This window comes from Catenulispora sp. EB89, assembly GCF_041261445.1.
Lineage (GTDB): Bacteria > Actinomycetota > Actinomycetes > Streptomycetales > Catenulisporaceae > Catenulispora.
This window is the reverse complement of record NZ_JBGCCU010000039.1, coordinates 36,588-57,322: the sequence shown is the minus strand read 5'-3', so window position 1 is coordinate 57,322 and position 20,735 is coordinate 36,588. Positions and strand designations below refer to the sequence as shown.

Genomic DNA, 20,735 nt, shown 5'->3' with positions numbered 1-20,735 from the left:
CACCCCTACTTCTTCGCGGCGGCCTTCTTGGCGGGCGCCTTCTTCGCGACCGTCTTCGCGGCCGTGGTCTTGGCCGCCGTGGTCTTGGCGGCCGCGGTCTTGGCCGCCGTCGGAGCCTTCGCCGCGGTGGTCTTCGAAGCAGCGGTCCTGGCCGCCGCCTTCGGCGCGTTGCTCCGCTTCGCCGCCTCGATCGCCTCGGCGACCTGCGGCTTGCGCGCCTGCGCCGCCGTCAGCGCCGCGGTCGCGGCGTTCGCCTCGCCGTGCAGGATCGGCTCCAGGAACCGGCCGGTGTGGCTGGCCGCGACCTTCGCCACGTCCTCCGGCGTGCCCTCGGCGACCACGATCCCGCCGCCGCGCCCGCCCTCGGGACCCATGTCGACCAGCCAGTCGGCGGTCTTGATGACGTCCAGGTTGTGCTCGATCACGATCACCGAGTTGCCCTGGTCGACCAGCCGCTGGAGCACCCCGAGCAGCTTGTTGATGTCCTCGAAGTGCAGCCCGGTGGTCGGCTCGTCCAGCACGTAGACCGTCCGGCCGGTGGCCCGGCGCTTCAGCTCGGCGGCCAGCTTCACGCGCTGCGCCTCGCCGCCGGACAGCGTGGTCGCCGACTGGCCCAGGCGCACGTAGCCCAGCCCCACGTCGACCAGCGTCTGCATGTGCCGGGAGATCGCCGGGACCGCCTCGAAGAAGTCCGCGGCCTCCTCGATCGGCATGTCCAGGACCTCGCCGATGTTCTTGCCCTTGAAGTGGACCTCCAGGGTCTCCCGGTTGTAGCGCGCGCCGTGGCAGACCTCGCAGGGCACGTACACGTCCGGCAGGAAGTTCATCTCGATCTTGATGGTGCCGTCGCCCTGGCAGTTCTCGCAGCGGCCGCCCTTGACGTTGAAGGAGAACCGGCCGGGCTGGTAGCCGCGGACCTTGGCCTCGGTGGTGTTGGCGAACAGCTTGCGGATGTGGTCGAACACGCCGGTGTAGGTGGCCGGGTTGGAACGCGGGGTGCGGCCGATCGGCGACTGGTCGACGTGCACGACCTTGTCCAGCAGGTCCACGCCGTCCACCCGGGTGTGCCGGCCCGGGACGGTGCGGGCGCCGTTCAGCTCGCGCGCCAGCGTCGAGTACAGGATGTCGTTGACCAGCGTGGACTTGCCGGAGCCGGAGACGCCGGTGACCGCGACGAAGACACCGAGCGGGAAGGCCACGTCGATGCCGCGCAGGTTGTTCTCGCGCGCGCCGCGCACCACCAGCTGCCGCTCGGGGTCGATCGGCCGGCGCGTCGCCGGGATCTCGATCCGGCGCCGCCCGGAGACGTACTGGCCGGTCAGCGAGTCCTCGGAGGCCAGCAGGTCCTCCACGGTGCCGGAGACCACGACCTGCCCGCCGTGCTCGCCGGCGCCCGGGCCGATGTCCACCACCCAGTCGGCGATGGCGATGGTGTCCTCGTCGTGCTCCACCACGATCAGGGTGTTGCCCAGGTCGCGCAGCCGGATCAGGGTCTCGATCAGCCGGTGGTTGTCGCGCTGGTGCAGGCCGATGGAGGGCTCGTCGAGCACGTACAGCACGCCGGTCAGGCCCGAGCCGATCTGGGTGGCCAGCCGGATGCGCTGGGCCTCGCCGCCGGCCAGGGTGGCGCTGGCGCGGTCCAGCGACAGGTAGTCCAGGCCGACGTCGACCAGGAACTGCAGGCGCTCGTTGACCTCCTTGAGCACCCGGGCGGCGATCTGCGCCTCGCGGTCGGTCAGGGCCAGCTCGCGCAGGTACTGCGCGCACTCGCCGACCGGCAGCGCGGCGATCTCGTCGATCGAGCGGCCGCCCTCGGAGCGCTCCCCGCCCAGGGTGACGGCGCGGATGACCGGCTTGAGGCGGGTGCCGTCGCAGGCCTCGCAGGGGACCTCGCGCATGTAGCCGGTCAGGCGCTCGCGGGCGCTGTCGCTGTCGGACTCGGCGTAGCGCCGGGTGATCCACGGCTTGACGCCCTCGTAGGTGGTCTCCCACGCGCGCTTGGAGCCGTGCCGGTTGGTGTAGCGGACCGTGAGCTTCTTCTTGTAGCCCTCGAGGATGACCTTCTGGGCCTTCGCCGGGATCCGCCCCCAGGGCGTGTCCATGTCGAAGCCGATCTCCTGGCCCAGGGAGGCCAGCATGTGCCCGAACCAGCTCGCGCCCATGCCGGAGGCGGCCCAGACGGTGATCGCGCCGTCGCTCAGGGTCTTGTCCGGGTCCGGGATCACCAGCTCGGTGTCCACCTCCAGCTTCACGCCCAGGCCCGAGCAGGTCGGGCAGGCGCCGAAGGGGGAGTTGAAGGAGAACGAGCGCGGCTCCAGCTCCTCGAACGACAGGTCGTCGTAGACGCAGTACAGGTGCTCGGAGTACATGCGCTCGCGGTTCGGGTCGTCCTCGGCGAGGTCGACGAACTCCAGCGTGATCATGCCGCCGCCGAGCTGGAGCGCGGTCTCGACCGAGTCGGTGAGCCGGCGCTTGGCACTGGCCTTGACCGAGAGCCGGTCGACCACCACCTCGATGGTGTGCTTCTCCTGCTTCTTCAGCGTCGGCGGCTCGGTGAGCTGCACGACGACGCCGTCCACCCGGGCCCGGCTGTATCCCTTGGTCTGGAGCTCGGCGAACAGGTCGGCGTACTCGCCCTTGCGCTCGCGGACCACCGGGGCCAGGACCTGGAAGCGGGTACCCTCCTGAAGCTCCAGCACCCGGTCCACGATCTGCTGCGGGCTCTGCCGGGCGATCGGGCGGCCGCAGACCGGGCAGTGCGGGCGGCCGGCCCGGGCGTAGAGCAGACGGAGGTAGTCGTAGACCTCGGTGATGGTGCCCACGGTCGAGCGCGGGTTCTTCGAGGTCGATTTCTGGTCGATCGACACCGCCGGGGACAGCCCCTCGATGAAGTCGACGTCGGGCTTGTCCATCTGCCCGAGGAACTGGCGCGCGTAAGCCGACAGCGACTCCACGTATCGCCGCTGGCCCTCAGCGAAGATCGTGTCGAACGCCAGCGAGGACTTGCCCGAGCCGGACAAGCCGGTGAACACGATAAGGGCGTCCCGGGGGAGGTCTACCGAGACGTCCTTGAGGTTGTGCTCCCGCGCGCCGCGGACGATCAGCCGATCCACTAGTGCAACCTTCCTGAAGACATGACTCGCACCGATGCTAGACGGGCCCTCCGACAAGTTCCGGATTCCGCCCCGCCGCGCAGGTCCGCGCGCCGACCCGGCGCCGGGCGCACGATCCGTCCCGCCTACTTCAAGATCCGTGTGGCAGACGGGGGTCCGGTACGGAAGAGTTACCGCCGTGACCGAATCACCGACCATCCCCGCCTCCTTCGACGCCGCCGCGGACCTCGAGCAGATCACCGAGGCCACGGCGCACCTGCTGGCCACCGTCGCCGCCATGGCCGAGGAGGAACTGCGCGAGCCCTCGCTGTGCGAGGGCTGGACCCGCGGGCACGTCCTGGCCCACATCGCCCGCAACGCCGACGGCCTGTCCAACATGCTCAACACCGCGGCGACCGGTGAGGTCACGCCGATGTACGAATCCGACGACAAGCGCAACGCCGACATCGAGGCCGGCTCTTCCCGGCCGGTCCAGGAGCAGCTGGCGGACCTGCGGGAATCGGCGGGCCGCTTCGTCGAAGCCTACGCCGCGGCGCAGGCGGCCGGGCACTGGAACGCCCCGGTGTACCGGACGGCCGACGCGACCCCGTACCCGGCGCACCAGCTGCCCGGCAAGCGCCTCGGCGAGGTCCTGATCCACCACGTCGACCTGGACCTGGATTTCACGCCGGCGCACTGGTCGGACCCGTTCACCGACCGCTGGTTCACCGACGCACTGGCCCGCTTCCAGACCCGACCGGAGTTCCCGGCACTACGCCTGGACGTCGAGGAGGAGGACCAGGTCTACGGCGTGAAGGCGGACCCGCAGGACCCCGGCGTGGTGATCGTCCGCGGCCCGAAGCGCGCCCTACTGGCCTGGCTCCTCGGCCGCGCCTCCGGCGACGGACTGGTCGCGGTGATCCCGGCCGGCGGCCGCGGCCCGCTGCCGAAGCTGCCGGCCTGGGCCTGAAGGAGAGCCGATGACGTACCACGGCATCGTCCACGTCGGCGGCCCGCCGGCCGTCCACGAACTGGCACAGCTGATCGTCACCAAGATCGCGGTCGGCCCGAAGGCGGCGAACTGCTACCTCCTGCGCGACCGCCTCACCGGCGACCAGGTCCTCATCGACGCCGCCGACGACGCCCCGGCCCTGATCCAACTCGTCAACGGCGAACTGGCCGCAGTGGTGACCACGCACCCACACCGCGACCACTGGCGCGCACTGGCCGAGTTGGTAGCCGCCACCGGCGCGGTGACGATGGCCGGCGCCCACGACGCGGGCGCGATCGAGGTCCCGACAAAGGTGGCGCTGCACGACGGCGACGAGATCCGGCTCGGGCGCTCCCTGCTGACGGCGATGCACCTGGCCGGCGACGCGCCGGGGGCGGTGGCGCTGGTGTATGACGATCCGAAGGGGCATCCGCACTTGTTCACGGGGGACTTGTTGTCGGGGGCGGGGGTGGGGGCCGGCCCGACGCCGGCCGAGCTGCTGACCGGGGCGCTGGCCGCGCTGCCGGACGAGACGTGGGTGTACCCGGCTCGGGGGAACGACTCCACGCTGGGCGCGGAGCGGGCCGGGATCGGGGCGTAGCGCGTACCTCGATTCGATATACCTCGACGCCGAGGTACCTCGCCATCGATGCATCTCAGCGCCGACAGACACCGACGCGAACCAAAGCCGACACGCCCACCTCGATCGATATACCTCGACGCCGAGGTACCTCGCCATCGATGTACTCGGCACCGACGCAGACCAGAACCAACATGGCCGCCTCGATTCGATATACCTCGGTGCCGAGGTACCTCGCCATCGATGTACCTCGCCATCGATGTATCTCGGCGCCGAGGTGCATCGGCCTCCTGATCCGATCCAGACCCGTCTCAGACCCCGGAGGAACCCATGCCCGACTACACCGGCGACGTCACCCAGGGCGGACCGCCCGCCGTCCGCGACCTGCCCGACCTGACCATCACCAAGGTCTCGGTCGGCCCCACGGACAACAACGCCTACCTCCTGCGCAGCAAGAGCACCGGCACCCAGGTCCTGATCGATGCCGCCAACGAGGCCCCGACCCTCCTGGCCCTGGTGCCCGACGGCCTCCAGGCAGTCATCACCACCCACCAGCACGGCGACCACTGGCAGGCCCTGGAAGCCGTCGTCGCCGCCACCGCGGCCCGCACCCACGCCGGCCGCGCCGACGCCGGGGGCATCCCGGTCGAGACCGACGTCCCCGTGGACGACGGCGACGTCCTGCGCTTCGACGACATCGAACTCACCGCCATCCACCTGGTCGGGCACACGCCCGGCAGCATCGCCCTGCTCTACCGGGACCCCACCGGCACCCCGCACCTGTTCACCGGCGACTGCCTGTTCCCCGGCGGCGTCGGCGGCACGTTCGGGGACAAGGAGGCGTTCGACTCGCTCTACGAGGGCGTGGTCACGAAGATCTTCGACCGGCTGCCCGACGAGACGTGGGTCTACCCCGGCCACGGCAAGGACACGACGCTGGGCGCGGAGCGTCCGCAGCTGGCGGAGTGGCGGGCTCGGGGCTGGTAGGGGTGGCGGGCCCGGTGAGCGGTGAGTGGTCCGCGCTCGACGCGGCGGCCAGGGGCGCGACGTTCACCGCACCAGCTCTCCTTTCTCTACGGGCGGGACGTGTCGAGCGGTATCGTCGATGCGGCCATAGGCCATGCGGACCGCCGGGTCAGGTTGACTGCGGCGGAGAGCGGGAACCTGACCGCCGCGCAGTGGGATCGGCTGATCGCCGCCACCGCCGACGACCAGACCCGGACCATGCTGGCCGAGGCGCGCAGCGAGCTGGCGACAAGGCGGCCGTGGCCGCTCGAAGGCCAGGGCATCAGCGAACCACCACACCCAAGGCCCTGTGGTGGGTCGGCGCGCTCCATGACGATCCCGACGCCATGCGCCAGCTTGCCGCGTCCCCCAAGCTGGTGGTCCGGCGCAGTGTCGCGCGGGCTCGGCACCTGCCGCCGGACGTCCTGGACCGGCTCGCACGCGACGAGGACCGCGTGGTGCACCTGTTCTTGGCGGAATCCTGCGACGACACGCCCGCCGAGACGCTGCTCAGCGTCTGGACCTGGTGGTCCGGCAGCTTCACGTTCCCGGGCCGCCCCCGCAACCACCCGAACTTCCCGAAGGACGGTCTGCTCCGGTTCGTCGACGACCCCGATCCGCGCCTGCGGCTGCTCGCGCTGACCGACAAGGCCTCGACCCCCGAGCTGGTCGATCGGTTCGCGGACGACCCGGATCCCCAGGTCCGCAATGCGGCCGCCGTCGACCCCCGCATCTCCCCCGCCGCGCTCGTCAGGCTGCTGCTCGACGGGCGCCATGCGCGCGCCGCCGCTCAGAACCCTGCCATCCCGGTCGCGGTCATGCACGGCATGATCGAGCTGGCGCGGCGGGCTGTCGCGACGGCTGGTTGAGGCGCGTCGGATCGCGCTGCTCGGCCGGTTGTGTGGCCGGTTATTTCTGTCGGGCCGGCGCGGGATTTTGGAATCATGGGCGCATGCCTGTGCTGACAGATCCTTCGATACGTTTCCGGCGCTCGTTCCTGGAGGCCGTGAAGGAGTTCCACGCCGACACCGAGTATGAGCCCTCGTGGTTCATCACCGATGTCGATGACGCGGCGTTGTCCGACTCCGACGAGGCGGCGTTCGAGGTGTACGTCGCGCGCGTGATCGCCGAGGGTACCGAGGCCGGGGCCAAGCCCGGGTTCGTGCCGATGACCACGCTGTGGTGGACCGAGGGCGAGGAGATGCTCGGGCGGCTGGCGATCCGCCACCGGCTGATCCCGGAGCTGGAGCGCGTCGGCGGGCACATCGGGTACGACGTCCGTCCGAGTGCGCGGCGGCGGGGGCACGCGACGGCGATGCTGCGGGCGGCGCTGCCGGTCGCGGCCGGGTTGGGTGTCGCCGAGGCGTTGGTGACGTGTGACGACACCAATGTGGGCTCGCGGCGGGTGATCGAGGCCTGCGGCGGCCGGTTCGCCGACGAGCAGGATCACAAGCTGCGATTCTGGGTGCCGACGTCGTGACCTGCTCTGGTCGGGCTGGCGCGCCTGCGACGTCCGCGCGCTTCGCCGCGCCATCCTGGTAGCCGTGGCGCGAGGGCGGAAGGTGCACGGCACCGCGGGGTTGCGGGAGGTGCGCGGGACTGCGGGGTTGGTGGTGCTGCTGACGGCGGTCGCGGGGTGGGTGGACTCGGTCTCGTACGTGCGCTCGGGGTCGGTGTTCGTCGCCAACCAGACCGGCAACGCGGTGTTCCTCGCGGTGCAGGTGGCCGAGCGCTGGGTGCCGGGGGTGCACCACGCGGGGGTGGTGGCGGAGGCGGACACGTACGGCCCGTTCTCGTCGCTGCTCGGTTTCTGTGTGGGCGTCGCGGTGTCGGTGCTGCCGCTGCGCCGCTCGCGCCGCAGCGGCGACCGGGAGCCGCCGTGGGTCCTGCTGGTGATCGAGGCGCTGCTGCTCGCATCGGTGATCGTGCTGGCCGCGGCCCCGCGCGAACTGCGCCTCGGCGTGGCGGCCGCGGCGATGGGGGTGCAGAGCGTGTACGCGGCGAAGGTCGCGATCCGCGGGATCTCGACCACGACGCTGACCGGCACCCTCGTCGCGCTGATCTCGGCCTTCGCCGAGGAGCCGGGACGGCGCGCGCGCAAAGGCATCGCGCTGCTGACGCTGGTGTGGCTCGCCTACACGGTCGGCGCCTGGGGCGGCGCGGCGGCCGGGCTGACCTGGTCGATCGGGACGGTGCACGGCTTGGCCGCGGCGGCGGTGGGGCTGGTGGCGGTCGCGGTGTGGTCGGAGCGGCGGGGGCGGTTGCGGGACGGTGTCGCGAGTGCGTGAGGGCTGAGGACTCAGGGCGCCGGTGTGAGTTGGCCGGGCCGGGCCGGCCCCGGAGCGCCTCCCGGCTCACCGCACCAACACCGTCTCGGCCTCCAGCCGAGCCAGCTTCGCCGGGTTGCGCACCGCGTAGATCCGGCTGATCAGCCCGTCCTCGACCGCGAAGCTCAGCGCCGTCGTCACGTCGACCTCGATCCGCGCGGCCGGCGCCCCGTTCAGCCACATCGTCGCGACCGCGAAGCGCTCCCCCGCCCACGTGACCGCCGCGACCAGGTAGGCCGCCGCCGCCTCCGCACCGGTGACCGGGTGGCTCACCGTGGGCACCACTCCGCCGCCGTCGGCGACGACCACCACGTCCGGAGCCAGTACCGCCATCAGGGCGCGCAGGTCGCCGTCGCCGAGGGCGGCGAGGAAGCGTTCGACGACGCGGCGCTGCTCGGCGCGGTCGACGCGCATGCGCGGCCGGCGCGCCGCGACGTGTTCCCGGGCGCGCTTCGCGGTCTGGCGTACCGAGGCCGGGGTCTTGCCGAGTGCTCGGGCGATCTCGGCGTACGGCGTGTCGAACACCTCCCGCAGAACGAACACCGCGCGCTCGACCGGCTTCAGCGTCTCCAGCACCGTGAGCATCGCGACCGACACGCTTTCGGCCAGCTCCACGTCCTCGGCCACGTCGGGGCTCGTCAGCAGCGGCTCGGGAAGCCAGGACCCGACGTAGTCCTCGCGTCGGCGGGACAGCGTGCGCAGCCGGTTCAGCGCCAGCCGGGTCACGATGCGCACCAGGTAGGCACGCGGGTCCGCGACCGTCGCGCGCAGCCCGGCGTCCACCTCGGCCCACCGCAGCCACGTTTCCTGCACCACGTCCTCGGCGTCGGCGGCCGAGCCGAGCATCTCGTAGGCGACGGTGAACAACAGGCCCCGGTGGGAGAGGAAGGGATCGGAGTCGCCGACGGTGCCAGTCGCGGTGCCAGTCCCGGTACCGGCGCCATCGCCGGCGCTGGGGGCACCTTCGCGCGCAACGCCCTGGTTCGCGGCGCCTCTGGTAGCAGCCGTCTTCATACCGCCTCGCTCACGAAGCCGAGGCTATGTCCGCCGACGGCCTGGCCAGCGGCGCCAGGCCGCAGGCCGCCGAGAACTCCTGCGACCGTATCCCCAGCGCGATGTTCGCCCGCGCCGTCAGGTTCGCCGCCCCTACCCGCGCCGCCAGCTCCACCATCGCCGCCGGCCCCAGTTGGGCGAGCAGCACGTCCGACAGCTCGTCGGTGACCGTCGGCGGGGTCTGGCTCATCGCCTCGGCGTACTCCATGACCTGGCACTCCAGCACGCTGAAGACGTCGGACTCGCGCCAGCGCGGCACCTCGCGCGCCTTCGCCTCGTCCAGATGTCGGCTGTGTGCCATGAAGTACGCGAAGTCCAGGCAGAAGCCGCACCCGACGCACGCCACGGCGGCCATCGTCGCGTACGTCGCCAGCGGCTCCGACAACGCGCGCCACTTGTCGACCTTGCGTCCGAACCCCATCAGCGCCTTGAACGCCTTCGGCTGGTGCCACATCACCCCGACCGAGTCCGGGACCCGCCCGAGCATCTTGCGGGTCATGATCTTCACCAGGGCCCCGTACAGACCGGTGATGTCGGCTGCGGGTATTCGCGTCGCGGTGGTCATGTCGTCCTCCAGGTGTCCGTCGTCCGGCTCGTGAAGCCGGCTCGTCCGTCCGGCTCGTGAAACCGGCTTATAGATACGACACCGCAGGGCCCCGAAATGTGAGGTCGCCTGGTCACAGCCACGCGCAAAAGCCACCGCCGCCCGGTGTGACCCACACCGGGCGGCGGCAGCAGTCGAAAAACGGCGCTACAGACGTGCGAAAGACAGCGCGAAGCGTCTCAGCAGGCGCCGTCGTCCTTCCAGATGTTCCAGGCGATGGCAGAGCCCGGCGTGACACCGGTCGACCAGTACGTCGCCGTCCAGCTGTGCCCGTTGTACGACACGACGTCGTTCGGCACGTACGACGTGCTCGCGCTCCACGGCGCCGCCGTGCAGCCACCGCCGCCGGTCGTCCCGCCGGTGGTGCCTCCCGTCGTGCCGCCGGTGGTCCCACCAGTGGTCCCGCCGGTCGTACCACCGGTCGTGCCGCCAGTCGTCCCGCCGGTCCCGCCGCCGCTGCCCGTGTAGGGCACGAACGCGTCCGCGAACGCCAGCTTCGCGTCGCCGACCCCTGAGCAGGTCGACGAAGCGCCGCCGCCCGCGCCGCCGGGGCACGGCTGGTCGCGGTCCACCGACCAGTACGCGAGCCGGCCGACGCCGTTGGAGGCGGCGAACTGCTCGACGCTGGCGGCGTTGGCGGTGGTGAACACCGAGCCGTCGTCGTTCACGCCGATCATCGGGGTGATGCCGAGGTTGGCGTAGGTGTAGCTCGGGTCGACGGACTGCATCTGCGCCAGGGTGCTCTGCGCGGCCTTGATCGCCGCCGCGCCCATGTCCTGCTGGCCCTGGTAGTAGTCCATGGTCATGATGTTGACCACGTCGATCTTCACGCCGACGTTCTTGGCGCTCTGCAAGAGGTTGACGCCGTCCTGGGTCAGGCCCGAGGGCAGCACCGGGATCGTCATCGAGAACTGCAGGCCCGGGTTGGCGGCCTCCAGCGCCTTCATCGCGGTGAAGTTCCGCGTGGCCGCCGCCTGGTCGGCGACCGCGGCGCCCTCGACGTCGAAGTCGAGCCGGTTCACGCCGTAGTCGCTGATGATCGCCTGGTAGCCGGCCTGGATCGTGGACTGGTCGGTGCAGGTCCAGGCCAACGCCTCGCCTGCGGCACCGCCGGAGGAGATGATCACCGAGGCGCCCTCGGACTTGGCCCGGGCTATCTCAGGGTCCGTATAGGAGTCGTTGCCGACCGGGAGCGTGTCGCCCCACTCCTGGTTGCAGCCGACGCCGATGATGAAGGCCGCGGTGTAGGCCTTCAGGCCGTGCCCGGTGATCGCGGTGTCCAGAACCGGTTCCTGGCCGTTGGACATGTCCACGTACGGGGCGACCGAGTAAACACTGGCGCCGGAAGCCGCCTTCGGCGCGGCCGAGGCGCTGTGCACGAGCGCCGTCCCGGTCGCGGCTATCGCCGCGGCCAGCAGTGCGCCGGTCCGGATCGCCATGCGGCGACGGCCCGGGGCTGGAGTCGTCATGGGAGGGTCGTACCTTTCCGTGTGGGGACAGGAAGGTGACAGCATGAGGCGATGTAATCGCCCTGACACACAAAGTGGATTAGACCAATGAGTTCTGTCAAGGGTCTACACCACTGATCTTTTCTCGCAGGTCAGCCGAGCGATCACCCACGCTTGACCCTTATTTGCCGGGCCTTTACCCGTAACCCTTGACGGGAAGCTGGTCTAGTCCAATCATGATTCGCGACTCCGGAGTCAGCATTTTCCCTCCCCCGCCACCCGTTCGGAGACCCCATGGCAACCGCGAGCTTGAAGCGGCAAATAGCCTTGCCCACAGCGGCACTGGCCATCGCCGCCGGCACCACCATGGCACTCGCCGCCACCGGCCACGCCGCGCCCGGCACGGCCCCGCTCAGCAGCACCTGGTACGCCTCGGCGCCCTATCTGATGCCCGAGGACAACTCGCCGCCGGACATCTCGGCGGTCATGGACGCGACCGGCCAGAAGGCCTTCCAGCTGGCGTTCATCCTGGCGCCCAACGGCGGCGGCTGCTCCGCGACCTGGGGCGGCACCAGCCCGATCGGCTCGGACACCACCATCCCGGCGGTCATCAACACCATCCGCGCCAAGGGCGGCGACGTCTCGGTCTCGGTCGGCGGCTACGGCGGCACGAAGCTGGGCCAGACCTGCGGCAGCGTCGCGGCCACGGCGGCGGCGTACCAGCAGGTCATCACCACCTACGGGCTGCACGCCATCGACTTCGACCTCGAAGAGCCGGAGTACGAGAACACCTCGGCCATCGCCAACGAGCTCGGCGCGGCGAAGACCCTGCAGCAGAACAACCCGGGCCTCTACGTCTCGGTGACGATGCCGGGCACCAGCGCCGGCACCGGCTGGTTCGGCACGCAGCTGCTGGACCAGTCGCACTCGATCGGGTTCACGCCGAACAACTTCTCCATCATGCCGTTCGACGGCGGCTTCAGCGGGGCGGCGTCCCAGATCTCCGCACTGGAGGCGTTCCACGGCCTGCTGCAGACGCACATGGGCTGGGACTCCACGACCGCCTACCAGCACGAGGGCGTGTCGATGATGAACGGCCGCACCGACTCCGCGGAGTTCTTCTACCAGTCGGACTTCCAGACGGTGCTGAACTACGCGACCAGCCACGGCCTGGCGCGCTACACCTACTGGTCGGTGAACCGCGACCGGCAGTGCAACCCGCCGGACAACAACGGCACGCTGTCGGGCAGCTGCTCCTCGGTCCCGCAGAACGACTGGGACTTCACGAAGTACACGGCGCAGTTCGCCGGCGTGGCGACCCCGCCCCCGCCGCCCCCGACGTCCAGCACGCCGAGCACCACCCCGCCCACGTCGTCCTCCTCGTCCTCGGGCGGCGGCGGAACGTGCACCGCGGCGGCGTGGAACTCGCAGTCCGTGTACACCAACGGCGCAGTGGTGTCTTACAACGGCCACCAGTGGACGGCGAAGTGGTGGACCGAGAATGACATCCCCGGTGGCGCGGCCGGCGTGTGGACGGACGACGGGCCCTGCTGAGGTCGCGACAGTCCGGCTGATCCGGGCCCGACCCGGCCGGTCCGGCCGCCGGTCCGGCTGATCCGGCCCGTTCGAGAACCCTGATGCCCCGCCTCGCTGACCCCGCTGCGGGGCATCAGGCTTTCCGCCACAGCCGAGCAAAGTCACCACCGGGCAAGCTCACAGCCAGCCAGGCTCACAGCCGGCCAAGGCTCACAGCCAGCCAAGGCTCACAGCCGGCCAAGCTCACACCCAAGCAAGCACCGCATCAAGCGGATAAGGCACCGCTTCCAAAGGCACCCGCTCCACCAACAACCGCGCCCACCGCTCCTTGCCCCCGCTGCGGCCGCCCATCATCCGCCGCAGCTGGTGGATCAGGCTCTTGTCGCGCATCGCCGGCTGCCGCTGCAGCGTCCGGAACGAGCGCTCCTCCCCCTCGGCGGCCACCAGGCGCAGCACCTCGGCCGCGCCGACCGCGCGGATGAGCTCGTCCTCCAGGTCCGCGCGGCAGACGAAGAAGCCGAACTCCTCCAGGTCCTCGGTCTTGGGGCCGGGCTCCAGGCCGGCGCGCTCCAGGCCCAGGCGGAAGAAGCGCTCCTCGGCCTCGTCGAACAGCCCGGCCAGCAACACAGCGCGCCCCTCGGGCCCGTAATCGTGCAGGTAGCGGGCGGCGTTGGTGGCGCCGTCCATCGCGACCACCTCGACGCCCTCGGCGTCCAGGTCGCGGCCCCGGCGGCGGGCCAGTGCGCACAGCGCCGCCTGGTCGCTCACTCCCTCGACGAGGATGGCCGCGCGCATGCGTCGAGGATAGATCAGCGGCCGATCAGATGCTGAGGATAAGTGCCAGTGGTACCAGGACCAATGTCACGACCAGGACGAGGTAGCCGCTGAAGATCGCCGCGTACCGCACGGTGTAGCGCACCGGATGCGGCGGCGCGGCCGCCTCGAACTCGCGGTCGGCCACCTCCCCCCGCCGGGCCCCCTGCACGGCCAGCACGACCAGGCTCGCGCCGACCCAGCCCAGCACCGCACCGCGCACGTCCCCGCCCATGCCGCCGGTACCCCAGCCCAGGGCCCGGTACAGCGCCCAGGAGCCGAAGGCCGCCACCGGGGCCCAGAACCACAGCGCGGCGGCGTGCACGGCGGCGTGGATATGTCCCCTCGATCGCAGCATGGCCCGTAGTTCACCACGCGCCCGCGTCCAGGACCACATCAACCGAAGCGGCATAAGCACACCGTACGGGGGCGGCGACACGGAGCGAATCAGGGTCGGTACTTCACCGACTACGTATTCAGCTGTTGATAGGTTTTCGGGCGTCGATCAATTCCCGCGGATCGCCAGGTATTCAGCTCTGGACGATCCGCCGCGCCGGATCGAAGCTCTAATGAAAACCGCACCGATCCGAGGAGTCGCACATGTTCCCCATGGGCTTGGTCATCCTCATCGCCGCCATCGTGGCCGTCGCGCTGGCGTTCATCTGTCTGATCGACGCACGCTCGGACCGCTGAGCGGACGCCCGCGCCGCGACCAGCGGCCGCGCCAGGACCGGCGCCACTAGCGACGCCGGCCCGCACGCGGGTTCAGCCGCACGAAGAACTCCCAGTACGTTGCCGGGAACAACCGGGCCAGCACGTCCGGCACCCGCGCCGACAACGCGATCAGCACGCGGCCGCGCCGGTGCCGCACGCCCTCGATGATCCGGGCGGCGGCGCGGTCGGCCGGGTACGTCAGAACTTTGTTGAAGGCGCGCATGGCCTTCTCGCTCTGCTCCTTGTCGGCCCCGGAGGCCACCCGCGCGTCCAGGGCGATGCGGGTCTTGATGCCGCCGGGATGCACGCTGGTCACCCCGACCTCGCCGGCCAGCTCGTGCCGCAGCGCCTCGGTGAAGCCGCGCAGCGCGAACTTGCTCGCCGAGTAGGCGGTCTGACCGGGCGGCGCGATCAGCCCGAACAGGCTGGAGGTGTTGACGATGTGGCTGCCGGCCGACTCCCGCAGCCGCGGCAGCAATGCCCGGGTCAGAGCCACCGGCGCGGCGAAGTTGACCGCCATCACCCAGTCGAACTCCTCGGCCGTGGTCTCGGCGAACGTCCCGGCGAGCGCCACGCCGGCGTTGTTGATCAGCAGGTTGAGGACCGGTTCGGCGTCCAGGACAGCGGCGGCGAGCTTGGCGACCGAGCCGGCGTCAGACAGGTCCGCGACGAAGGTCCGCACCCTCGTCTCCGGACGCCGCCGAGCCAGGGTGGCGGCGACGCCGTCCAGCCGGTCGGCGTCCCGGTCGACCAGCACCAGGTGCGAGCCGCGCAGCGCCAGGCCGTAGGCGAGCTGCTCCCCCATCCCGCCGGCCGCGCCGGTGACCACCGCGACCGCGCCGTTGAAGCGGAACGGCGTGAGTTTGGGCGTCACGCGGACGCCGGGTAGGGCTCCCAGCGCCGCCTGGTCGGAACCGGCGCCCGAACTAGCACTCGAACGAGAACCGGAACCGGAGCCCGAGCTAGCACTAGAGCTAGAGCTAGAGCTAGAACCGGAGCCCGAGCTAGCACTAGGACTAGAGCTAGAGCTAGAACGAGAACCGGAACCAGAGCCCGAACTAGGACTAGGACTAGAGCTAGAACGAGAACCGGAACCAGAGCCCGAACTAGAGCTAGAGCTAGAACCGGAACCCGAACCAGAACCAGAACCAGAACCAGAGCCCGAACCGGAAGCACCGCCGTCGGCCATCAGGAACCCACTCCCGCCTTCTCCCGCCGCGTCGGCCGCAGCGTCCGGTCCAGGTCGTTCCGCAGTGTGGTCGCCGCGTCCAGGATGTAGTTCTGCCGCACCCGCCACGGGCTGCGGTGCCCGGCTCGCGGGAACTCCTGGATCGAGCGCTGGATGTAGCCCGAGCTCAGATCCAGCAGCGGCCGCTCGCGCAGCGTGCCGTCGGGCACCGGGACCACCGAGGAGTACCCGCGCGCCGCCATGTGGTTCAGTATCTTGCACACCAGCCGCGAGCTCAGGTCTCCGCGCAGCGTCCAGGAGGCGTTGGTGTAGCCGACGCAGACCGCGAAGTTCGGGATCCCGGTGACCATCGCCCCGCGCCACACGAACTGCTCGGCCAGCGGCACCTCGACGCCGTCCACGCTCGGCGCGATCCCGCCGAAGGCCAGCAGCCGCAGGCCGGTGGCGGTGACGACGACGTCCGCCGCCAGCACCCGGCCCGACTTCAGCCGGATGCCCTCGGGCACGAACGCCTCGATGTGGTCGGTCACCACGTCGGCTTTGCCGGAGCGGATCGCGCGGAAGAAGTCCGCGTCGCGCGCCGCGCACACGCGCTGCTCCCACGGGTTGTAGCTCGGCGTGAAGTGCTCGCGCACCATCTCGTCGTCCTTCACGACCCGGGAGACCAGCTTGGTGAACAGCTTGCGCGCGGCCTGGGGACGCCGGCGGCAGAACTGGTTGACGGCGACGGTGAGCCCGATGTTCTTGGCGCGGATGATCCGGTGCGCGACCTTCGACGGCAGCACGGCGCGCAGCTGGTCGGCGACCTTGTCCCGGCCCGGCAGCGGGCTGATCCAGGTCGGGGAGCGCTGGAGCATGGTGACGTGCCCGGCGTCCGCGGCCAGGGCGGGGACCAGGGTGACGGCCGTCGCGCCGCTGCCGATGACCACGACCCGCTTGCCGGCGTAGTCCAGGTCCTCCGGCCAGAGCTGCGGATGCACGACCGTGCCCTGGTAGTCCTCGACGCCCGGGAAGTCGGGGGTGTAGCCGCTGTCGTAGTTGTAGTAGCCGGCGCAGGAGTAGAGGAAGTCGCAGGTCAGCGTGCGGCGCTCGACGGATCCGTCGTCCCCGGTCTGCTCGACGGCGACGGTCCAGCGCGCCTGCTCGCTCGACCAGTCGGCGCCGACCACCTTGGTCCGGAACCGGATCTTCTCCTCGATCCGGTACCGCCGCGCGGTTTCCCGGACGTAGTCCAGCACCACGGCGCCGTCGGCCAGCGAATCGGCGCCGCGCCAGGGCTGGAACGGGTATCCCAGCGTGAACATGTCCGAGTCGGACCGCACGCCGGGGTACCGGAACAGGTCCCAGGTACCGCCGATCGCGGCGCGCGCCTCCAGGATCACGTAGCTGCGCTCCGGGCATTCGGTCTGCAGCCGGTACCCGGCGCCGATCCCGGAAAGGCCCGCGCCGACTACGACCACGTCGAAATGCTCCATGTCCCTCAGTGTGGCCGACGATGCTTTACGCGACAAGGGTTTGTGTAAAGAAGATTCCGGCGCGTCGCTAACCGAGGTGCCTGCCCTGCAGGTGGTGGTGGCGGATGTGGGCGATCGTACGATGGCGGCGGATTTTGCCGTGGCGTCGCCGCAACTTGTGCTTCTGGTTCATGTGCGTCCCCTTTGCAGAGTCCGATTGGTTCGAACCTAGTCACGGGACGTGCGCAGTCAATACCTGTGTGAAGTCGTCGCGGGAGCCGGTCAGCGGTCGGCCCCGCCCAGCACCGGATCCACCGACGCCACCACCGCCACGACGTCGGCCAGCATCCCGCCCTCGGCCATCGCCGACACCGCCTGCAGGTGTGTGAAGGACGGGTCGCGCAGGTGTACGCGGAACGGCCGGGTGCCGCCGTCGCTGACCACGTGCGCGCCGAGTTCGCCGCGCGGGGACTCCACGCAGGAGTACACCTGCCCGGCGGGCACCGCGAAGCCCTCGGTGACCAGCTTGAAGTGGTGGATCAGCGCCTCCATCGACTGCGCCATGATGTGCTGGATCCACTGCTCGGAGTTGCCCAGGCCGTCGGCGCCGAGCGCCAGCCGGGCCGGCCAGGCGATCTTCGGGTCGGCGAGCATCACCGGGCCCGGTTCCAGGCGGTCCAGGGCCTGCTCGACGATGCGCAGCGACTCGGCCATCTCGTGCAGGCGGACCAGGTAGCGGCCGTAGGCGTCGCAACCGGTCTCGGTCGGCACCTCGAAGTCGTACGTGTCATAGCCCAGATACGGCTCGGACTTGCGCAGGTCGTGCGGCAGGCCGGTGGCTCGTAGGACCGGGCCGGTGGCGCCCAGGGCCATGCACCCGGCCAGATCGAGGTACCCGACGCCCTTGGTCCGGCCCATGAAGATCGGGTTGGCGTTCAGCAGGCGCTCGTAGTCCAGCAGCCGCTTCGGGAACTCGGCTATCAGCGTCCTGATGTCGTCGACGACCCCGTCGGGCAGGTCCTGCGCCAGACCGCCGGGCCGGACGTAGGCGTGGTTCATCCGGTTGCCGGTGACCGCCTCCAGGATGTCCAGGATCGGCTCGCGGTCCCGGAAACCGTTGGTCATCACGGTCATCGCGCCGAGCTCCATGCCGCCGGTGGCCAGCGCCACCAGGTGCGAGGAGATGCGGTTCAGCTCCATCAGCAGGACCCTGATGACGTTGGCGCGCGGCGGCACCTCGTCCTCGACCCCGAGCAGCGCCTCGACCGCGCGGCAGTACACGGTCTCGTTGAACAGCGGCATCAGGTAGTCGGCGCGGGTCAGGAACGTCACCGCCTGGGTCCAGTTCCGGTACTCCAGGTTCTTCTCGATCCCGGTGTGCAGGTAGCCGATGCCGCAGCGGGCCTCGACCACGCTCTCGCCCTCGATCTCCAGGATCAGCCGCAGCACGCCGTGGGTCGAGGGGTGCTGCGGGCCCATGTTGACGATGATCCGGTCCTCGCCGCCGGGGCCGGCCCCGGGCTGGCGCTCGGCGTCGCGCAGGACTTCGTCCCAGTCGTACATATGGGGCATTTTTCCGCACGGGGGGAACTCCTGCCACCGGATGGGGGACGGAGGCCAGAACGGTACGCAATATGCCGGGGGGACATCCGCCGAAGAGGCCTCATTCGCGCGTATATTCGAAGAGGATGGACTGCCGCCGGGTGTCCTGCAGGTACTGTCCGGCGGCGTCGATGCGGGCGGGGCGCAGGTTTGCGCGGCCGCCGGCGTCGGCCGTGGCGGTCGGCCGCCCGTCCGCCGGGCCGGCCGGCCGCCGCTTGGAGGCTGCTCGGGTGGTGCTCGGGTGGTGCTCCAGCGCGGGGCGGGACCTCGGGGTTTCTGAGCGTCAGCAGACCGGGCCGGGCTTGGCGCCGGGCTTGAACGTGGTGAGCGCCTGCCATCCGGGGGGACTGGCGTTGTCGATGCGGCCGTAGACCCACGTGGCGCCGTAGGCGTTCACGGCGTGGCACCAGATGTACATGTGCTGACCGCTGCGGAACGCTCCGAGGCTGCCGCAGGTGTCGTAAGGGCCCGCACGCAGTACGGACGCGCCGGCCGCGTAGCCCTTGCCGTCCTGGGCCGGAACGTGCGTGGTGTGCCAGCCGGTGCAGACCGCGGGAGGCTTGGCGGGCGGCGGCGGCTTCGGCGCCGAGGAGCTCGGCTTCGGCGGCGGCGCGGACGTGGCGGGTGGATTCGCATCCTGATTCCCGAAGGCGCTGCCCTGCATGCCGCTGCTGGTGGCGCTCTGACCGCCGGGCGCCGAGGTGACACCGTCCAACGGCCGGCCACCGTTCTGCGCACCCGCGGTGGGATCGCCGGCGCCGGGCCCGAAGGCCGCGTTGGACTTCCCGTCGGCGGCGGCGGAGGTCGGCGGGGAGGATCCGTGGGTCAGGGATATCGCGCCGATCGCCACTGCCACCGCCGCGGCGGCGCTGGCTCCGATGATGAGGTTGTTCCGCCGCCGGCCGCCGTCGGGTATCTCAGGGCCCTCCCACGCCGGTTCCCAGGAGATTTCCGGGACCTCCGCCGCGATCCACTGCGTCGGCGGCGGCGTCGGCGTCGGCGCCTCGGCCGGTCGCAGAGCGGCCGGCTCGGCCACCGCGGATCGCTGACGCGGCGCGAAGCCGGGCGTGCGCGCGGGGATCGCCCGGATCTCCGGCGGGATCGACCGCATCGGCGTGACGAACGGACTGCCGCTCATCGACAACCCGGCGGCGTGCCCCGAGCCCGGTACCGTCCCAGGTCGCGGCGGCGGTATCGACTCGATCGGCTCGTCCGTCACAACCCACTCCCAGTCCGCCAGTCCGCCGCGCGGCAACAACGTGTCAGGAGTCTAATACCGGCGCCGGTCAGCCCGCGGTCCACTCCACCGCCGGTGGCAGCAGCCGGGCCACGACCGGGTTCCCCTTGGCGTCGGTCAGCCCGAACCGGGCCAGCAGCCGGCCGGAGGCGACGCCGGCCTCGAACACGTCCTGCGGGATCCCGAACAGCATCAGCTTCGACCGGCAGTACATCGCGTACCCGCCGTCCTCACCGAGCCGGTACCACGACAGGTACACGAAGCGTCCGCCGATGCCGTCCTGCACGTGGCGGCCACGCAACGTGCGCTCGCCGCGCTTGTTCGTGAACAGCTCGACCGCCAGGTCCCAGGACGCCTCGGCGGCGTCGGCCGGCACCGGGTCCAGCATCGCGTACGGCTTGGCCCTGGCCTGGACCGCGACCACGACGCCCGGCGTCCCGGGCAGGTCGCGTGCTTCGATGCGCAGCAGCATGTGACCATGCTCGCATGCCGGTCGGACACCGCCGCGGCGCCGCCGCGCTGCGTATCCTTTTGCGGTGAACAACCGAGCGACGGGGGCGGGACGATGACGATCTGCGAAGTGCGGCAGGCGGCGGACCGGCACACGGTCGAGTCCTGGCAGCGGCGCGAGCCGGCGCTCCCGGCGGTCGCGGTGCTGGGCATAGGCCCGGCGGCGGACGCGCTGGCCGAGGCGGCGCGGGCGCTCGTGGCCGACGGCGCGGCGCTGCGCCTGGTGGCCGACCCCGAGTACCTGGTGGTCCTCGGCGAGGAGGCGGCGCTGCCCTGGGTGGACGGCGCGCGCTACCTCGGCTGGGACGGCAGCGCCCTGACCCTGACCACGCATCAGGTGCTGCCGGCCGCCGACCTGTGGCGGGAGGCCGCGCTGGCCGCCGCGGACGCCGACCCGGCGTCGCTGGTGATCGTGCTGCCGGACCAGGTGCTGATCGCGGCGGGGGTCGAGGCCCGGGTCGGAGCTCAGGTCGAAGCTCAGGTCGAGGCTCAGAACGACACCGGGGGCAGCACCCTGGAGGAGCCCGACGAGGCGCCGACCCCGGCCGCGCAGGTTTCTTAGCGCGCGAAAAGCCGCCCC

General features: G+C 70.9%; 19 protein-coding genes. 8 read left to right on the top strand and 11 right to left on the bottom strand.

Features of this window, described 5'->3' with window-relative positions; genetic code table 11:
* Nucleotides 1-5: 5 nt before the first annotated feature.
* Nucleotides 6-3,113, bottom strand: coding sequence for an excinuclease ABC subunit UvrA (uvrA, locus tag ABH920_RS46325; RefSeq protein WP_370355748.1), 3,108 nt, complete (start codon nt 3,111-3,113; stop codon nt 6-8).
* A 178-nt stretch (nt 3,114-3,291) separates the two neighbouring features.
* Between uvrA and ABH920_RS46320 the strand changes: the two genes are divergently transcribed.
* From ABH920_RS46320 to ABH920_RS46295, 6 genes are all read left to right on the top strand, one after another.
* Nucleotides 3,292-4,062 carry a maleylpyruvate isomerase family mycothiol-dependent enzyme gene (locus tag ABH920_RS46320; RefSeq protein ID WP_370355747.1) on the top strand — a complete coding sequence of 257 codons (771 nt, stop codon included), beginning with the start codon at nt 3,292-3,294 and terminating at the stop codon, nt 4,060-4,062.
* 10 nt (nt 4,063-4,072) lie between these two features.
* Nucleotides 4,073-4,684, top strand: coding sequence for an MBL fold metallo-hydrolase (locus tag ABH920_RS46315; protein WP_370355746.1), 612 nt, complete (start codon nt 4,073-4,075; stop codon nt 4,682-4,684).
* 309 nt (nt 4,685-4,993) lie between these two features.
* On the top strand, nt 4,994-5,650 hold the full coding sequence (locus ABH920_RS46310; protein WP_370355745.1) for an MBL fold metallo-hydrolase: 657 nt from the start codon (nt 4,994-4,996) through the stop codon (nt 5,648-5,650).
* A gap of 365 nt (nt 5,651-6,015) precedes the next feature.
* A complete protein-coding gene (locus ABH920_RS46305) occupies nt 6,016-6,537 on the top strand; it encodes a hypothetical protein (protein WP_370355744.1) in 522 nt (173 codons plus the stop codon).
* Nucleotides 6,538-6,620: 83 nt separating this feature from the next.
* Nucleotides 6,621-7,148: a GNAT family N-acetyltransferase gene (locus ABH920_RS46300; RefSeq protein WP_370355743.1), complete on the top strand. Its 528-nt coding sequence runs from the start codon at nt 6,621-6,623 to the stop codon at nt 7,146-7,148.
* A 64-nt stretch (nt 7,149-7,212) separates the two neighbouring features.
* Nucleotides 7,213-7,956 (top strand): YoaK family protein, encoded by a 744-nt coding sequence (locus ABH920_RS46295; protein ID WP_370355742.1) that lies wholly within the window; start codon nt 7,213-7,215, stop codon nt 7,954-7,956.
* 66 nt (nt 7,957-8,022) lie between these two features.
* On the opposite strand, the gene sigJ is transcribed toward ABH920_RS46295, so the two are convergent.
* The 3 genes from sigJ to ABH920_RS46280 all read right to left on the bottom strand — a co-directional run bounded on the left by sigJ (nt 8,023) and on the right by ABH920_RS46280 (nt 11,121).
* A complete protein-coding gene (gene sigJ, locus ABH920_RS46290; RefSeq protein ID WP_370355783.1) occupies nt 8,023-8,841 on the bottom strand; it encodes an RNA polymerase sigma factor SigJ in 819 nt (272 codons plus the stop codon).
* Nucleotides 8,842-9,019: 178 nt separating this feature from the next.
* Nucleotides 9,020-9,613: a carboxymuconolactone decarboxylase family protein gene (locus tag ABH920_RS46285; protein ID WP_370355741.1), complete on the bottom strand. Its 594-nt coding sequence runs from the start codon at nt 9,611-9,613 to the stop codon at nt 9,020-9,022.
* Nucleotides 9,614-9,831: 218 nt separating this feature from the next.
* Complete coding sequence (locus ABH920_RS46280) at nt 9,832-11,121, bottom strand: chitinase (RefSeq protein WP_370355740.1); 1,290 nt, start codon at nt 11,119-11,121, stop codon at nt 9,832-9,834.
* A 273-nt stretch (nt 11,122-11,394) separates the two neighbouring features.
* Between ABH920_RS46280 and ABH920_RS46275 the strand changes: the two genes are divergently transcribed.
* Nucleotides 11,395-12,654: a chitinase gene (locus tag ABH920_RS46275; protein ID WP_370355739.1), complete on the top strand. Its 1,260-nt coding sequence runs from the start codon at nt 11,395-11,397 to the stop codon at nt 12,652-12,654.
* A gap of 225 nt (nt 12,655-12,879) precedes the next feature.
* On the opposite strand, the gene ABH920_RS46270 is transcribed toward ABH920_RS46275, so the two are convergent.
* The 7 genes from ABH920_RS46270 to ABH920_RS46240 form a co-directional block, all read right to left on the bottom strand.
* Nucleotides 12,880-13,431 carry a TOPRIM nucleotidyl transferase/hydrolase domain-containing protein gene (locus tag ABH920_RS46270; protein ID WP_370355738.1) on the bottom strand — a complete coding sequence of 184 codons (552 nt, stop codon included), beginning with the start codon at nt 13,429-13,431 and terminating at the stop codon, nt 12,880-12,882.
* A 25-nt stretch (nt 13,432-13,456) separates the two neighbouring features.
* A complete protein-coding gene (locus tag ABH920_RS46265; RefSeq protein WP_370355737.1) occupies nt 13,457-13,807 on the bottom strand; it encodes a hypothetical protein in 351 nt (116 codons plus the stop codon).
* A gap of 381 nt (nt 13,808-14,188) precedes the next feature.
* Entirely contained in the window at nt 14,189-15,037 is an 849-nt protein-coding gene (locus tag ABH920_RS46260) for an SDR family NAD(P)-dependent oxidoreductase (protein ID WP_370355736.1), read from the bottom strand.
* Nucleotides 15,038-15,351: 314 nt separating this feature from the next.
* Nucleotides 15,352-16,827, bottom strand: a complete 1,476-nt coding sequence (locus tag ABH920_RS46255) for a flavin-containing monooxygenase (protein ID WP_370355735.1) — start codon at nt 16,825-16,827, stop codon at nt 15,352-15,354.
* 261 nt (nt 16,828-17,088) lie between these two features.
* Entirely contained in the window at nt 17,089-18,369 is a 1,281-nt protein-coding gene (locus tag ABH920_RS46250; RefSeq protein ID WP_370355734.1) for an NADH-quinone oxidoreductase subunit D, read from the bottom strand.
* 322 nt (nt 18,370-18,691) lie between these two features.
* On the bottom strand, nt 18,692-19,627 hold the full coding sequence (locus ABH920_RS46245; protein WP_370355733.1) for a hypothetical protein: 936 nt from the start codon (nt 19,625-19,627) through the stop codon (nt 18,692-18,694).
* Between the two features lie 67 nt (nt 19,628-19,694).
* The gene (locus ABH920_RS46240; protein WP_370355732.1) at nt 19,695-20,117 is read right to left on the bottom strand and encodes a DUF5990 family protein; all 423 of its coding nucleotides are present in this window, start codon (nt 20,115-20,117) and stop codon (nt 19,695-19,697) included.
* 93 nt (nt 20,118-20,210) lie between these two features.
* Between ABH920_RS46240 and ABH920_RS46235 the strand changes: the two genes are divergently transcribed.
* Entirely contained in the window at nt 20,211-20,717 is a 507-nt protein-coding gene (locus ABH920_RS46235) for a hypothetical protein (RefSeq protein ID WP_370355731.1), read from the top strand.
* Nucleotides 20,718-20,735: the final 18 nt, after the last annotated feature.